Annotated in this window: 12 protein-coding genes and 1 tRNA gene; 12 read left to right on the top strand and 1 reads right to left on the bottom strand. The window is 72.1% G+C overall.

What is annotated here, in order from left to right; translation table 11 throughout:
- Positions 1-548 precede the first annotated feature (548 nt).
- The 9 genes from DEJ33_RS05865 to DEJ33_RS05825 all read left to right on the top strand — a co-directional run bounded on the left by DEJ33_RS05865 (position 549) and on the right by DEJ33_RS05825 (position 9,669).
- The gene (locus tag DEJ33_RS05865) at positions 549-1,751 is read left to right on the top strand and encodes a TadA family conjugal transfer-associated ATPase (RefSeq protein WP_111194470.1); all 1,203 of its coding nucleotides are present in this window, start codon (positions 549-551) and stop codon (positions 1,749-1,751) included.
- On the top strand, positions 1,748-2,587 hold the full coding sequence (locus tag DEJ33_RS17150) for a type II secretion system F family protein (RefSeq protein WP_181437259.1): 840 nt from the start codon (positions 1,748-1,750) through the stop codon (positions 2,585-2,587). The genes DEJ33_RS05865 and DEJ33_RS17150 overlap by 4 nt, the downstream gene beginning before the upstream one ends.
- A 142-nt stretch (positions 2,588-2,729) precedes the next feature.
- Positions 2,730-2,981, top strand: coding sequence for a DUF4244 domain-containing protein (locus tag DEJ33_RS05855; protein ID WP_111078255.1), 252 nt, complete (start codon positions 2,730-2,732; stop codon positions 2,979-2,981).
- Between the two features lie 65 nt (positions 2,982-3,046).
- Positions 3,047-3,460: a TadE/TadG family type IV pilus assembly protein gene (locus DEJ33_RS05850; RefSeq protein WP_111194469.1), complete on the top strand. Its 414-nt coding sequence runs from the start codon at positions 3,047-3,049 to the stop codon at positions 3,458-3,460.
- Between the two features lie 625 nt (positions 3,461-4,085).
- Positions 4,086-6,914: a type I DNA topoisomerase gene (gene topA / locus DEJ33_RS05845; RefSeq protein WP_111194468.1), complete on the top strand. Its 2,829-nt coding sequence runs from the start codon at positions 4,086-4,088 to the stop codon at positions 6,912-6,914.
- A gap of 14 nt (positions 6,915-6,928) precedes the next feature.
- A complete protein-coding gene (gene tmk / locus DEJ33_RS05840; protein ID WP_111044356.1) occupies positions 6,929-7,573 on the top strand; it encodes a dTMP kinase in 645 nt (214 codons plus the stop codon).
- Between the two features lie 76 nt (positions 7,574-7,649).
- Positions 7,650-8,792 carry a DNA polymerase III subunit delta' gene (locus DEJ33_RS05835; RefSeq protein ID WP_111194467.1) on the top strand — a complete coding sequence of 381 codons (1,143 nt, stop codon included), beginning with the start codon at positions 7,650-7,652 and terminating at the stop codon, positions 8,790-8,792.
- An 83-nt stretch (positions 8,793-8,875) separates the two neighbouring features.
- Positions 8,876-9,550 carry a TetR/AcrR family transcriptional regulator gene (locus DEJ33_RS05830; RefSeq protein ID WP_111194466.1) on the top strand — a complete coding sequence of 225 codons (675 nt, stop codon included), beginning with the start codon at positions 8,876-8,878 and terminating at the stop codon, positions 9,548-9,550.
- 46 nt (positions 9,551-9,596) lie between these two features.
- Positions 9,597-9,669 (top strand) — tRNA-Thr (locus DEJ33_RS05825).
- Positions 9,670-9,830: 161 nt separating this feature from the next.
- Here DEJ33_RS05825 and DEJ33_RS05820 read toward each other — a convergent pair.
- Entirely contained in the window at positions 9,831-11,504 is a 1,674-nt protein-coding gene (locus tag DEJ33_RS05820) for an alpha-glucosidase (RefSeq protein ID WP_111194465.1), read from the bottom strand.
- A 226-nt stretch (positions 11,505-11,730) separates the two neighbouring features.
- On the opposite strand from DEJ33_RS05820, the gene DEJ33_RS05815 reads away from it, so the two are divergent.
- The 3 genes from DEJ33_RS05815 (at position 11,731) to DEJ33_RS05805 (ending at position 14,960) form a co-directional block, all read left to right on the top strand.
- Entirely contained in the window at positions 11,731-12,717 is a 987-nt protein-coding gene (locus tag DEJ33_RS05815) for a Gfo/Idh/MocA family protein (protein ID WP_111194464.1), read from the top strand.
- A 72-nt stretch (positions 12,718-12,789) separates the two neighbouring features.
- Entirely contained in the window at positions 12,790-14,298 is a 1,509-nt protein-coding gene (gene dacB, locus DEJ33_RS05810) for a D-alanyl-D-alanine carboxypeptidase/D-alanyl-D-alanine-endopeptidase (RefSeq protein ID WP_111194463.1), read from the top strand.
- A 23-nt stretch (positions 14,299-14,321) separates the two neighbouring features.
- Positions 14,322-14,960 carry an isochorismatase family protein gene (locus DEJ33_RS05805; RefSeq protein WP_111194462.1) on the top strand — a complete coding sequence of 213 codons (639 nt, stop codon included), beginning with the start codon at positions 14,322-14,324 and terminating at the stop codon, positions 14,958-14,960.
- The last annotated feature ends 13 nt before the right edge of the window (positions 14,961-14,973 follow it).

Raw genomic sequence — 14,973 nt, 5'->3', positions numbered from 1 at the left:
TGGACAACTCGGTCACCGGGAATGCTCGGGTGCAGCCTCGCGCAACCGGGAGGCCGATCCACGCGCAGGATCGCGTTCTCCGGTCAGCGGTGTCATCGCATCCCGTTCCTGGGGTACAGTTGTTCCCGCCGGGCTCGTTCCCGGTGGCGCCGGTCAAGATTCCCCCCAATCCGCCGGTGTCCTGGCGGCACCCGTTCCCCCCAACAGGTGCCGCCTCTTCTTTTTCCCGTGGTTCCCTCATGTGTGACGGTGCCCACGCGGCGGGTCCGACCCCGCTCGATCCGCGGCGGGACGCGGAACGGTGAACAGAACGGTCCATCGACGCGGTTGCTCCCCGCGTCCTGGTGAACCTGCGGACAGCGCGGTCCGTGCCCGTCTTGTCCCCCTCTTGGCCGACCGTCGGAGGCTCCGCAGCGCGCTGCATGCGACGGGGTACGGCCGACGAGATCGGGGTACAAGTCCGGCACGATCGGGCCCGCGGGATGCGTTCTCCACCGACCCGGTCAGGAGGCCCGCCCGCCGTCGACCAGGCCCGTACCGTCTCCGACATGCACCGGCATCGCGCACCGTTCCTGCCCGGCACACCACGACCGGACCACCAGCGGCAGGCTGCGTCGCTCGTCGACTTCGAGGAGCTCGCGCCCCTCGTCGCCGACGACCGTGTCACCGACGTCCTGGTGCTCGGGGGACGCGGGGTGTGGACCGACCGCGGGACGGGCCTCACCGCGGTCGGCGGACTCGTCCTGTCGGAGACCCGGGCCCGCGACCTCGCCCGTTCCCTGGTGGCTCGCGGCGGTCGGCACATCGACGAGACCACTCCATGTGCGGACGTCCGACACGGCGACGGCATCCGCGTCCACGCGGTCCTCGCTCCGGTGAGCGTCCGCGGCACGGCGATCTCGATCCGGCTGCCACAGGACGCGCTGCCGAGCATCGACCGGCTCGTCGGCGGCGGGTTCTTCGAGCGGGTCCCGCAGACCGTGGTCGACCGCGCCGTGCAGGAACGACGGAACGTCCTGGTCACCGGAGCGACCGGCAGTGGCAAGACGACCCTGCTCGCGGCGATGCTCGGCCTGGTCCCGACCGACGAGCGGATCGTCACGGTGGAGGACGTCGCCGAACTCCGGATCGACCACCCCCACGTCGTCGCGCTCGAAGCACGACAGGCCAACGCCGAGGGTGCCGGCGCGCTCGGCACCGAACGACTCCTCCGGGAAGCGCTGCGGATGCGGCCCGACCGGATCGTCGTGGGGGAGTGTCGGGGCGCCGAGATCCGGGAACTCACGTCGGCACTCAACACCGGGCACGACGGGGGAGCGGGGACGGTCCACGCGAACGGGGTCGGCGACGTCCCGGCGCGGCTCGAGGCGCTCGGGGCGCTCGCCGGTCTCACCCCGGAGTCGCTCGCGCGGCAGGCGGCGAGTGCGTTCGACCTCGTCCTGCACGTGGAGCGTCGGAACGGCGTGCGGCGGCTCGCCGAGGTGGGGCGCTTGGGGGTGGACCGGCAGGGACGGCTCGAGGTCATGCCGTTCTCGATCGGGGCATCCGGGGGACCGGGGATGCCCGGCCGGGAACGGGCGCGACGGGCTCGCGCGGTGCCGGCGGGTCCCCCGGGGGCAGCTGGTGCGGGTGGCGACGGCGACGGCGAGCGGGGAGACAGCGTGATCGCGGGTGGCCCCGGTCCGGTCGGCTCGGCGATCCGCGGTCCGCGCGCAGCCGGCGGAGCACATCGACGGACCCGCGGAGCGTGACACGGACGGTCGACGCGCTCGCCGCGGCGCGGGCGCTGGACCGGGTCGCCGTGCTCGTGTCCGCCGGCGTCCCGCCGTCCCGGGCCGTGGCACTCGTGGCCGGATCCGGGCAGGGAGCGCGCACGGTGTCGGCCGGAGGTCGTCCGGAGATCGACGGAGTGCTCGCCGTGGCGGCACGGACAGGAGCGCCCGTCGTGCCCGCACTGCGGGCGCTCGCGGGGTCGTTGCGGGACCGGGCTGCGGCGGAACGAGCGATCCGTACGGCGACGGCCGGGCCACGGGCGAGCGCCAGGGTGGTCCTGGCGCTCCCGGCGTTCGGCGTGCTGCTCGGTTCGGCATGGGGCGTCGACACCGTCGGGGTGCTCACCGGGACGTCGGTCGGGTGGTGCTGCATCCTCGTCGCTGTGGCCCTCGTGGTCGTGGCCGCGCGGTGGAGCCGCCACCTGCTTGCCGAGGCCTCCGACAGCGGACCGGCACCCGGCCTCCTGCTCGAGGTCTGGGCCGTCGCGCTGTCCGGAGGCGGCGCGTGGACCGACGCGGCGCACACCGTCGAAGCGGTCTACGGCGACCGGGCCTGGCCCGACGCGGACCGGGAGTGCCTGGTCGAGACCCTCGCCCTGGCCGACCACGCGGGGGTCCCGGCGGCCGGTCTCCTGCGTGCCGGCGCCGTCGACCGTCGTGCCGATGCAGCCGCCGAGGGCCTGGTGCGTGCCGAACGACTCGGGGTGCGACTGGTGCTGCCGCTCGGCGTCTGCGTGCTGCCGGCGTTCGTGTCGGTCGGGGTGGTGCCCGTCGTGCTCGGCATCCTCTCCTCCACATCCACAGGCCTCCGTTGAACTCTGCACGGACCCGTCGGCTGGCGCCTGCCGAAGGGCGCGTCCGCCGAAGGTGGATGCACGTCCCCGCGCGAACGCACGTCGCGCGGGGCCGATCACGAGCACCGGATCGACCGGTGCCAGGAGAGAGAGGAACGACGCCATGCAGGAAGGACACCCCGACGCTGCCCCGGACACACCGTCGGCTGGACGAGCACAGCGGCTCGGACGGCATCCGTCGCCGAGCCCACGGCCGCCGGGCCGGTGGTCCGATGACCGGGGATCCGCCACCGCCGAGTACGCCGTCGTCATCCTGGCGGCGGTGGCCTTCGCCGGCGTCCTCGTCGCGGTCATGCGGTCCGGTGAGGTGCAGGCGATCCTCACGGACCTCGTCCGGACGGCGCTGACACCATGAACCAGACGGCGCTCACACCATGAACCGGACGGCGCTCACACCATGAACCGGACGGCGCTCACACCATGAAAGGGGAACGACGCGTCAGCCACGACCGGGACGAGCACCAGGACCACCGCCGGAACCAGCACCAGGACGCCGGGCGTGACCGCGGATCGGTGACGGTCGAGTTCGCCCTCGCCCTGCCGGTCTTCGCCGTGGTCTTGGCCGCGGCGATCGCCGGGGTGATGGCCGTCGACGGGCAGGGGCGGCTGCAGACCGCCGCCGCCGTCGCTGCCCGGGCCCTCGCGCGCGGTGACGACCCGGCTGCACGGCGGGCCCTCGAGCGCGCCGACGCCGGCACGGTCCGTGTCGAACGAGCGGGGGGCCTGGTCTGCGTCCGTGCCGGACGACCGGCCGGCGCGGGGCCGTTCTCGGACGTCGTGCTGCAGGGGAGCGGCTGCGCCGTGGACGAGGCCGACACCGGTGACCGGTCCTGACGCGACCGGACCGATCCGGACCGCGACGGAGGGCCACCGCGGCGGCCTGCGGTCCAGGAACGCGCGGTCCAGCACGCTGCGGGCCAGCACCCTGCGGGCTGGTGAGCAGGGATCCGCCACGGTGGCGCTCGCGGCCGTCCTCGCGGTGGTCGTCCTCGTGACGGGCTCGCTCCTCGGCGCGGCTGGTCACCGGGTCGGGGCCGCTCGTGCCCGGGGAGCGGCGGACGCGGCGGCGCTCGCCGCGGCGGCATCGGCCATCGGGCTGGTGTCGGACCCGCCCTGCCGTGCTGCTGGACGCCTCGCTCGGGCCAACGGAGCCGTCCTCGTCGCCTGCGGTGTGGACGGGGTGGTCGCCCGGGTCGACGTGGCTGCCGGCGGTGGCCTGCTGTCCGCCCACGCCGTCGCCGTGGCCGGCCCACGGCCTGCTGCGGCGACGGCCGGCCGACGCGCCGTGGGCCGCCCGCGCGGTCCAGCCACGTGCAGCGGACTCGCTCCGGCTCCACCGGCCATCCCCACCGGAGTGTGTATGGTGTGCCTGTCGGCCCGCCGGTCACCGAATTCCCGGTCGACCCGGACGCTTCCACGACGTCCGTCGGCCGATCAGCACCATCGATCAAGGAGTCACGTGCCAGGCACGAAGAAGCTCGTGATCGTCGAGAGCCCCGCGAAGGCGAAGACGATCGCGCAATACCTCGGTGACGGATACGACGTCCAGGCGTCTGTCGGACACATCCGTGACCTCGTCGAGCCCAAGAACCTGCCGGCCGAGCTCAAGAAGGGCTCCCTCGGCAAGTTCTCGGTGGACGTCGACAACGGGTTCGAGCCGTACTACGTCGTCTCCGATGCGAAGAAGAAGACCGTCGCGGACCTCAAGCGTGCGCTGAAGGACGCCGACGAGCTCTACCTCGCAACAGATGAGGACCGCGAGGGCGAGGCCATCGCGTGGCACCTGCTCCAGGTGCTGAAGCCCAAGGTGCCCGTCAAGCGCATGGTGTTCCACGAGATCACCAAGGAAGCCATCCAGCGCGCCCAGGAAGCCACGCGGGAACTCGACACCGCGTTGGTCGACGCCCAGGAGACCCGTCGCATCCTCGACCGGCTCTACGGGTACGAGGTCTCGCCGGTGCTCTGGCGCAAGGTCGGGCCGGGCCTCTCCGCCGGTCGTGTCCAGTCCGCGGCGACCCGCCTCGTCGTCGACCGTGAGCGCGAGCGTCTCGCCTTCGTCTCGGCGAACTACTGGGACCTGACGGCGCGCTTCGAGAAGTCCGACGAGGGGGCCTTCACGGCTCGCCTCGCCCGGATCCAGGGCAAGCGCGTGGCCTCCGGTCGTGACTTCGACGACCGTGGTCAGACCACGGCGGACGTCGTCCGTCTCGACGAGGGGTCGGCGAGCTCGCTCTCCGCGGTCCTCGACCGCGCCGGCGACGCCGTCGTCCGCAGCGTCGAGTCGAAGCCGTACACACGCCGACCGGCAGCTCCGTTCACCACGTCGACGCTGCAGCAGGAAGCCGCGCGCAAGCTCCGCTTCTCGGCCCGTCAGACGATGAGCGTCGCGCAGTCGCTGTACGAGAACGGCCACATCACCTACATGCGTACCGACTCCGCGTCGCTGTCGCAGCAGGCGATCACCGCGGCACGCAAGCAGGCGACCGCGCTCTACGGCGCGGACTCGATCCCCGCGAAGCCCCGTTCCTACGCAGGCAAGAGCAAGAACGCGCAGGAGGCCCACGAGGCGATCCGCCCCGCCGGCGACACGTTCAAGACGCCGTCGCAGATGGAGGGTGTCCTCCGCGGCAACGACCTCCGTCTCTACGACCTCATCTGGAAGCGCACGGTCGCGTCGCAGATGGCCGATGCCAAGGGCTCCACCGCGTCCGTGGTGCTCGGGATCGCGTCGACCGAGTCGATCGAGGGCCTGGCGTCCACGGCGAGCGGCACCGACGTCGAGTTCACGGCGTCCGGCACGGTCATCACCTTCCGTGGGTTCCTCAACGCCTACGAAGAAGGCCGCGACGAAGAGCGCTCCTCGGGCGACTCCGCGGACGACGCGAAGCTGCCGCAGATGGCCGAAGGCGACCACCTCGGCGTCTCCGACGTGGCGGCCAAGGGGCACGACACCTCCGCACCTCCGCGCTACACCGAGGCCAGCCTGGTCAAGACGCTCGAAGAGCTCGGGATCGGGCGCCCGTCGACCTACGCCGCGATCCTCTCCACGATCATGGACCGCGGGTACGTGACGCAGCGCGGGACCGCCCTCGTGCCGAACTGGATCGCGTTCAGCGTCGTGCGTCTGCTCGAGGACTACTTCGGGGACCTCGTGCAGTACGACTTCACGGCCGAGATGGAGAACGACCTCGACCGCATCGCCAGCGGCGAGGAAGACCGTGTCGACTGGCTCAAGGAGTTCTACTTCGGTGGCGGTGACCAGCGCGGACTCCGCACGGTCATCGACAACCTCGGCGAGATCGACGCCCGCGAGATCAACTCGGTCGAGCTCGCGCCGGGCCTGACCCTGCGCATCGGTCGGTACGGCCCCTACATCGAGACCCCGAGCGACGACCCGGAGAAACCGCGCCGCGTCAACGTGCCGGAGGACATCGCGCCGGACGAGCTCACCCTCGACAAGGCCCGCGAACTCGTCGAGGCGCCGGTCGTCAGCGACCGCGTGGTGGGCATCAACCCGCAGACGGGCAAGGAGGTCCTGGCGAAGGACGGCCGCTTCGGTCCGTACGTGACCGAGCGCACGCCGGAGCCCGAGCCGTCGGTCGACCCGGCGACGGGCGAGGTCCTGGCGGCTGAACCAGAACCGGCTGCAGAGGCGGCAGCGAGCACGGCGACGGGCGCGAAGACCGCGACGAAGACCGGCACGAAGACCGCCGGCACGAAGACCGCCGCCGCGAAGAAGGCGCCCGCGAAGAAGGCCACGGCCAAGAAGGCAGCGGCCCCGAAGGAGCGTACGGCCTCCCTCTTCAAGTCGATGGACCCGGGGTCGGTCGACCTCGAGACCGCGCTGAAGCTCCTCGACCTCCCGCGCACGGTCGGGACGGACCCGGAGTCCGGCGACGAGATCACCGCGCAGAACGGTCGCTACGGGCCCTACCTCAAGAAGGGCACGGACACCCGGACCCTGCCGAGCGAGGACGCGATCTTCGACGTCGACCTGCCCGGTGCCCTCGAGCTCTTCGCGCAGCCGAAGTACGGGGCCAAGCGTGCCGCGAGCGCGGCGCTCAAGGAGTTCGACGCCGACCCGGTGTCCGGCAAGCCGATCAAGGTGAAGGACGGCCGCTTCGGCCCGTACGTCACCGACGGCGAGACGAACGCCACGATCCCGCGCGGCGAAGAGGTCGAGACGGTGGACTTCGAGCGTGCGGTCCAGCTCCTCGCGGACAAGCGTGCCAAGGGCCCGGTCAAGAAGAAGGCACCGGCCCGACGCGCCCCCGCGAAGAAGAAGTGAGCACGGACGGAGCAGTGCGCACGGACGACTCCCGCGGCTGGTTCATCACCCTCGAGGGCGGTGACGGCGCGGGCAAGACCACGCAGGCCGAGCGCCTCGAGCAGTGGCTCGGGGCGCACGGCCGGCGGGTCGTCCGGACCCGGGAACCCGGTGGCACGGACCTCGGCCAGCGCATCCGCGAGATCGTCCTGCACGACCGCGGCCACGTGACGCCCCGGGCCGAGGCGCTGCTCTACGCCGCCGACCGTGCACACCACGTCGAGACGGTCGTCCGGCCCGCCGTCGCCCGCGGTGACGTCGTGCTGCAGGACCGGTACATCGACTCCTCGGTCGCGTACCAGGGCGTGGCCCGCGGCCTCGGCGCCGAGCAGATCCGGTCGGTGTCGAACTGGGCAGCGGACGGCATGACGCCGGACCTCACGGTGCTGCTCGACCTCGACGTGAGCCTCGGGCGGGCGCGTGTCGCGGCCGCCCGCGGCGACGTGTTCGACCGCCTCGAGTCCGAAGCGGCAACGTTCCACGAGTCCGTCCGGCAGGCCTTCCTCGACATGGCCCGCGCCGAACCGGAGCGGTTCCTCGTCGTCGACGCCTCCGAGTCGGCGGACGTCGTGCAGGAGCGGATCCGTTCGGCCGTGGCACGCCTGGTCGGGGTCGGTTGATGCTGCGGACCGAGACGACGTGCGCGAGCGCCGACGACCGGCCGGTCCCGTCGGTGGCTCCTGGCAGGATCCTCCCGTGAGCGTGTGGGATGGCCTGACCGGACAGGAAGAGTCCGTGGCTGCGCTGCGAAGTGCCGCCGAGTCGACCGACGGCACGGGTGGCATGACGCATTCGTGGCTGATCACCGGGCCTCCCGGCTCCGGACGCTCGAACGTCGCCGCAGCCTTCGCCGCCGCCCTGGTCGGCAACGGCCCCGACGACGACCACACGCTGCGTCTGATCACCGCCGGCACCCACCCGGACGTCGCCCGGCTCACCACCCAGCGCGTCATCATCACGATCGACGAGATCCGGCAGCTGGTGACCTCGTCACACTTCTCGCCCTCGGTCGGCCGGTACCGCGTGATGATCGTCGAGGACGCCGACCGGATGACGGAGCGGACCTCGAACCTGCTGCTGAAGGCACTCGAGGAACCGCCGGAGCGCACGGTGTGGATCCTCTGCGCTCCGAGCGAGGCCGACCTGCTGCCGACGATCCGCTCGCGGGTGCGCTCGGTCCGCCTGCGCGTCCCGGGCATCGAGTCGGTCGCCGACCTCATCGTGGCCCGGACCGGCGTGGACCGTGTCCTCGCCACCGATGCGGCGCGTCAGGCGCAGAGCCACATCGGCATGGCGCAGCGCCTCGCGACGAGCGAGGACGCCCGTGACCGTCGTCGCCGGACCCTGACCACGGTCCTCGCGATCCGCAGCGTCGGCGACGCCGTGAACGCCGCGGCCGCGCTCCTGGCCGTGGCGGACGAGGACGCCAAGGCGATCACGCTCGAGCGTGACGCCGAGGAACGCGATGCAGCACTCCGGTCCCTGGGTGTCCAGCCGGGCGGCACCGTCCCGCCGGCGCTCCGGTCCCAGCTCCGGGTGCTCGAAGAGGACCAGAAGCGTCGGGCGACCCGGAGCCTCCGCGACGGCCTGGACCGCATCCTCGTCGACGTCTCCTCGCTGTACCGCGACCTGCTGCTGCTCGGACTCGGCGCCCCCACCGAGCCGGTGAACCTGGCGATCCGTCACGAGCTCGAGCGGGCGTTGCCGTCCGTCCCGCCCGCGGCCGCACTCGAGGTCCTCGACGCGATCGCGACCGCGCGGCAGCGCATCGGTGCCAACGTCGCCGCGCTCCTGGCGCTCGAAGCGCTGCTCGTCACGGTCGCCCGCGCCGTCCGCTGACCGGCTGCCCCGGGCGGCTCGGCCTGGCGATCCCGACAGGGTTCTCAGGCCGTCCGCGATGCTCGGCGTGGGAGGATCGGCGCATGACCGACGCTGCACCGGGCCTCCGCGAGCGGAAGCGGCGCGCCACTCGCCTGGCGATCCAGCAGGCCGCGCTGCGCATCGCGATCGAGCACGGTCTGTCCGCGGTCACCGTCGACGAGGTCTCCCGCCGGGCGGACGTCTCGCCACGGACGTTCTTCAACTACTTCCCGAGCAAGGAGCAGGCGATCCTGGGCGACGACCCGACCCTGCCGCAGGGCGAGGACGTCGAGGCCTTCGTCGCCGGCGGCCCGACGGGTGAACTGCTCGCGGACCTCGGCACGCTGCTGGTGCACTCGGCGCACGAACTCGTCGACGAACGCGGGTTGATCGGGGAGCGACAGCAGGTCCTCCGCGCGAACCCCGAGCTCTTCAGCCAGCGGATGGCGTCGATGAAGGAGTTCCAGGCCGGCATCCAGACGGTCGTCGAGCAGCGGTTGCGGCTCGAGGACGGTCTGCCCGAGACCCGTGACCCGACGGGGGACGGCAGTCCGCCTCGGTCGGACGAGGACGACGCGGTGCGCCGCCGCGCCCGCCTGGCGTCGCTCGTCGGCATGGCAGCGCTCCGTCACGCCTGGTGGGAGTGGTCCGAGTCGGACGCGGACGCACACCTCGTCGATGAACTCGAGCGATCCTTCGCCGACCTCGGCGCGCTCGTTTCGCGCTCGCTCGTCTGATCCTGTACAGTGATTTCTCGTGCCGCTCCGGATTCCCGGGGCGTCCGCCGCCTTAGCTCAGTCGGTAGAGCGATTCACTCGTAATGAATAGGTCGTCGGTTCGATTCCGACAGGCGGCTCCGAAACCCCCTCGTTCCTCCCGGAGCGAGGGGGTTCTGCGTTCCCCAGGCGGCCAGGCAGGCGAGCGAGCGGCCAGACAGGCGAGCGGCCAGGCAGGTGCACGGGCCTGCAGGCAATCGAACGACGCCAGGCAACCCACCCGCCCCGCCCGGGAGGCCCGTCACCGGCACTCGTGCACGCGCGCCTCCCACGGACGCAGCGTTCCGGCGACCGGCGGCTCCCCGAGGTTCCCCAGGACGAACGCCCCCACGAGCCTCCCGACCGACTCCGGTAGCTCCAGGTCCACCTCGGACAGGTTCGCGACGACGACGAGCGGCGGCTCGTCCGTGTCCGCCGAGGCCCGCGTGAACGCCCACAGTGTCGGGTGTTCCGCCTCGAGCAGTGTGAACGCCCCCAGCCGCACGGTGCGGGAGCGGTGTCGGAGGTCGATGAGTCGACGGTGGTGCTCGTACACCGAGCGCTGCCCGGCTGCCCGGTCGCCCGCGACGGTGACGCGCGGCCATCCCTGCCCCATACCGATCCACGGTTCGGTGGTGGAGAACCCCCCGGCGGGTGCGCTGTCGTCCCACGGGATCGGCGTGCGCGCGTTGTCGCGGCTGCGGAAGGCGAGGGCCTCGAGCGCCTCGGACTCCGGCATGCCGCGGCCGACGGCGCCACGGAACCAGTTGTGTGACTCGATGTCCCGGTACTGGTCGATGGTGGTGAAGGCGGCGTTCACCATGCCGATCTCGTCGCCCTGGTACACGTACGGGGTCCCGCGGTGCAGGTGCAGCACGGTGGCGAGCAGCGTGGCCGACTCGTACCGGAACGCGAAGGGGTCGCCGCCGGAGGCCGCCGCCCCGAACCGCGACACCGGCCGCGGCTGGTCGTGGTTCGACAGGTACAGCGAGTTCCACCCGCGGTCCTCGAGCCCGGTCTGCCAGCGCGCCAGTGAGCGCTTCAACTCCGGCAGGTCGGTCTCGTTCCGGGTGAACTTCGACGACGGTGCGTGGTCGAGGCCGACGTGTTCGAACTGGAACACCATGTCGAGCTCGTGGCGTTCCGGGTCGGTGAAGAGTGCCGCGTCCTCCACGGTGACACCGGGCATCTCGCCGACGGTGAGCAGGGCCTCCCGACCGGCGAAGACGCGCTCGTGCATCTCCTGCAGGTGCTCGTGGATGCGTGGCTGCATGACGTACGCGTCGCTGTCACCGGAGAGGGCGTCGTCGTCCTTGGCGATGTGGTTGATGACGTCCATCCGGAAGCCGTCGACACCGCGGTCCAGCCAGCGGTTCATCATGTCGTAGACCGCGGCGCGGAGGTCCGGGTTCTCCCAGTTCAGGTCCGGTTGCTGCGGCGTGAACATGTGCAGGTAGTACTGACCGGTGCCGGGGTCCCACGACCAGGCGGGTCCGCCGAAGGCGGCACGCCACCCGTTCGGCTCGTGGCCGTCGACGGGGTCGCGCCAGATGTACCAGTCGTGCTTCGGGCAGGTGCGGGACTGCAGGGCTGCGCGGAACCAGGGGTGTTGGTCGCTGGAGTGGTTGACGACGAGGTCCATGACGAGCTTCATGCCGCGCCGGTGCACCTCGACCAGCAGCGCGTCGAACTCGTCGATGGTGCCGAACAACGGGTCGATGTCCTCGTAGTCGGCGATGTCGTACCCGTTGTCGGCCTGGGGTGACCGGTAGACCGGCGACAGCCAGACGACGTCCACGCCGAGGTCGGCGATGTGGTCCAGGTGCTGCCGCAGCCCGGCGAGGTCGCCGACGCCGTCGCCGTTGCCGTCGGCGAAGCTCCGCGGGTACACCTGGTAGACGACGGCTCCCGTCCACCACGGTTCCGGTCCGGTCACGGCGCCTCCTCGCGTCGGTGCGCGCCCCTACGCGCATGCCCACCAGTGCGTCGGACCGGAGGCCCGTCCTGCGTTCCGGTGTCGGGCCTCCAGTCGGTCGGCTGGTCACCCGCACGGTACTCCGGCGGTCCTGACACCGCTGCACGAGCGCCTGTGGACAGCCGGCGAGTCCACAGGGGGTCGATCTCGCGACGACCTGCGCGGGAGCGGCTGGTAGACACGACGCATGGCCATCCGATGGGGAGTACTCGGGACCGGCGGCATCGCCCGGTCCTTCGTCCGCGACTGCAGTGCCGCGGGGGTGGTGTTCACCGCGGTCGGCTCACGGACCGACGAGTCCGCGCGGGCCTTCGCGGACGAACACGACATCCCGCACGCGCACGGTGACTACGCCGCACTGGTGGCGGACGACGAGGTCGACGCGGTCTACGTGGCGACGCCGCACTCCCGCCACGCCGAGGACGCCCTGCTCGCGATCGCCGCCGGCAAGCACGTCCTGGTCGAGAAGGCCTTCACGATCACCGCGGAGGAGGCCCGACGGGTCCGCGACGCCGCGCACGACCGCGGTGTGCTCGTGATGGAGGCGATGTGGACCCGCTTCCTTCCGCAGACCGCGATGATGCGGCGGGTGCTCGCCGAGGGCCGCATCGGCACTCCCCGACTGGTGCAGGCGACGCACCACCAGGCGCTGCCGACCGATCCGCGGCACCGGCTCAACGACCCGGCTCTCGGCGGTGGCGCGCTGCTCGACCTCGGCGTCTACCCCGTGTCGTTCGCGGTCGACGTGCTCGGCGTCCCGACCGCGGTCGCAGCGTCCGGCACCCTCAGCGACCAGGGAGTCGACACACAGATGGGCATCGTGATGACCCATCCGGGTGGGGCGCAGTCGACGGTGCACTTCGCCCTGGACCTGCGCAGCCCGAACAGTGCGTCGATCATCGGCACCGAGGGGCGTATCGACCTCGACCCGACGTGGTGCACGCCGACCACCTGGCGCATCCGGGACGCCGACGGTGCGATCGTGGAGGAGTTCGACGGGCGCGAGGAACTCGCCGGCTACAACCACGAGGCCCGTGGCTTCGAGGCCGCGATCACGGCCGGGGTGCCGGCAGACAGCACCACGCACATCGACCACACGGTCGCGATCATGGCCGTGATGGACGAGGCTCGCCGGCAGGTCGGCGTCGAGTACCCGGCCGATCCCGCGCTCTGAACACCCCCGCAGCCCGTCGACTGACGACGGTGGGCCTGGAGGCACGGACCCGCGTCTCGTAGGATCGCCTGGATGTCCGAGCAGTCACCCCAGCCGCCCACCGGCGGCCCCGTCCACCGTTCCGTCGCAGCCCTGCGCGCCTCCGTCCGCCGGAAGCCGGTGCCGTGGGGAGTCGGTGGGCTCGTCGTCGTCCTCGCGGTCGCCTCCGGCGGTGTGGTCGCGGTGAACGCGGCGACGGCGGACCAGCCCAGCGCGACCGGGTCGGCCAGCGCCTCCCGGACGCCGTTCGCCACCCGGACACCGACGTCGTCCTCGACCCCGACGGCAGCCCGGACGGCGACGCCGACTGCGGGACCGACTGCGACACCGACACCGACCGCGTCGGCGAAGGCCGCCGCCCGCACCTGCTCGGTCGCTGGCGCAGCCTCCGCGAGTGGGCTCGGTCGCTTCGAGGGCTACGTCATGAACGCGGCCACCGGGGAAGAGCTGTTCTCGCGCGACGGTGGGACGCCGGCGCAGACCGGCAGCGTGATGAAGACCCTGACGAGCGCGACCGCGCTGGCGGTCCTCGGTGCCGGGCACACCATCCCGACGACCGTCACCGACGAGGGTGGTGGCACGATCGCCCTCGTCGGACACGGCGACGCGACCCTGACGGCCGGCAACGGCACGGTCTACCCGGGGGCGCCGAGCCTCGCGCAACTCGCCCAGCAGGTGAAGGCGCGGCTCGGCGGCACGCCGGTGACGACGATCGTCGCCGACGGCACCTGGTGGAGCGCATCCGACGCCTGGGACCCGACCTGGCCCGTCAGCGAGCGGACCATCGGGTACCAGCCGAACGTCACCGCGCTGATGGTCGACGGCGACCGCGCGAACCCGGCGGCCGCGACCTCGCCGCGCTCCGAGGACCCGATCGGCCGGGCCGGTGTGGCCTTCCGGACGGCCCTCGCGAACGCCGGCGTCGTCGGAGCGTCGACCGCCCAGGTGACGCAGCGGTCGACGACCTCGCAGAACACGATCGCGCAGGTGCAGTCCCAGCCGGTGTCGACGCTGATCGGGCAGATGATCCCGAACTCGGACAACACCCTCGCCGAGATGCTCGCGCGGGTGTCGTCGAAGCAGGCCGGCGCCGGTGGCACCGCGGCGTCACTGACCGGTGTCTACAGCAGTGCCCTCCGCGGGTACGGCGTGGACCCGTCCGGCATCCGCATCGTCGACGGCTCCGGCGAGAGTGCGTCGAACGCCGTCTCGCCCTCGTTCGTCGCGCACCTCATGGTCCCGGTGACCCGGGGTGACAAGGGGCTCGGGACACTCGCGCAGGTCCTGCCGGTGGCCGGCGTGTCCGGCACGCTCTCGAGTCGGTTCACCGGCGCGAACGCCGTGGCGCGTGGCAAGGTGCACGCGAAGACCGGGTGGATCGACAGCGCGAACACCCTCGGCGGCTACATCGACGCTGCCGACGGCACGAAGCTGACGTTCGCGTTCTACGCCATCGGGTCGCCTCGGGCCGCCGCGCTCCCGGCACTCGACGCGGTCACGGCCGCGGTCTACCGATGCGGAGGCTCGCTCACCGGGTCCTGACCCGACGGGTGTTGGATGGGTGCATGGCCAGGGCACTGCTCATCACCGACGTCCAGAACGACTTCACCGAGGGCGGCGCGCTCGCGGTCGACGGAGGGGCGGCACTCGCCGAGCGGATCACCGCGTTCCTCCGTCGGCATGCGGACGAGTACGACCTCGTCGTCGCCTCCCGGGACTGGCACGACGCCACGGGGGACAACGGCGGACACTTCGCCGTGACCGACAGCGCGGACAGCGCGGACGGACCGGACTTCCGGACGACGTGGCCGCCGCACTGCGTCGCCGACACGCCGGGTGCCGAGTACCACCCGGCCCTCGACCTGTCCTTCGTCGACGTCCACGTCCGCAAGGGGCAGGGTGAGCCGGCCTACTCGGCGTTCGAGGGCACGACCGAAGCCGGGGCCGACCTCGTCGACGTCTTCTTCGACCGCGAGGTCCACGCCGTCGACATCGTCGGCATCGCGACCGACCACTGCGTCCGGGCGTCCGCGCTCGACGGGGTGCACGGGGGCCTCGACGTCTTCGTCTACGAGGACCTCGTCGTGGGCATCGACCCGGCCAGCAGTGACGCCGCGCTCGAGGAGGTCCGCGACGAGGGCGGGCACACCGGGCACAGCGACATGGACGAGGGGCGTCAGCGCCCGGGAGGAGCGGTCCTGTGACCGACGAGCAGAC

Origin of the sequence: Curtobacterium sp. MCPF17_047, from assembly GCF_003234045.1 — a bacterium.
Taxonomy (GTDB): Bacteria; Actinomycetota; Actinomycetes; order Actinomycetales; family Microbacteriaceae; genus Curtobacterium.
The sequence above is the reverse complement of the archived record's forward strand: the minus strand, read 5'-3'. Positions and strand labels throughout refer to the sequence as shown.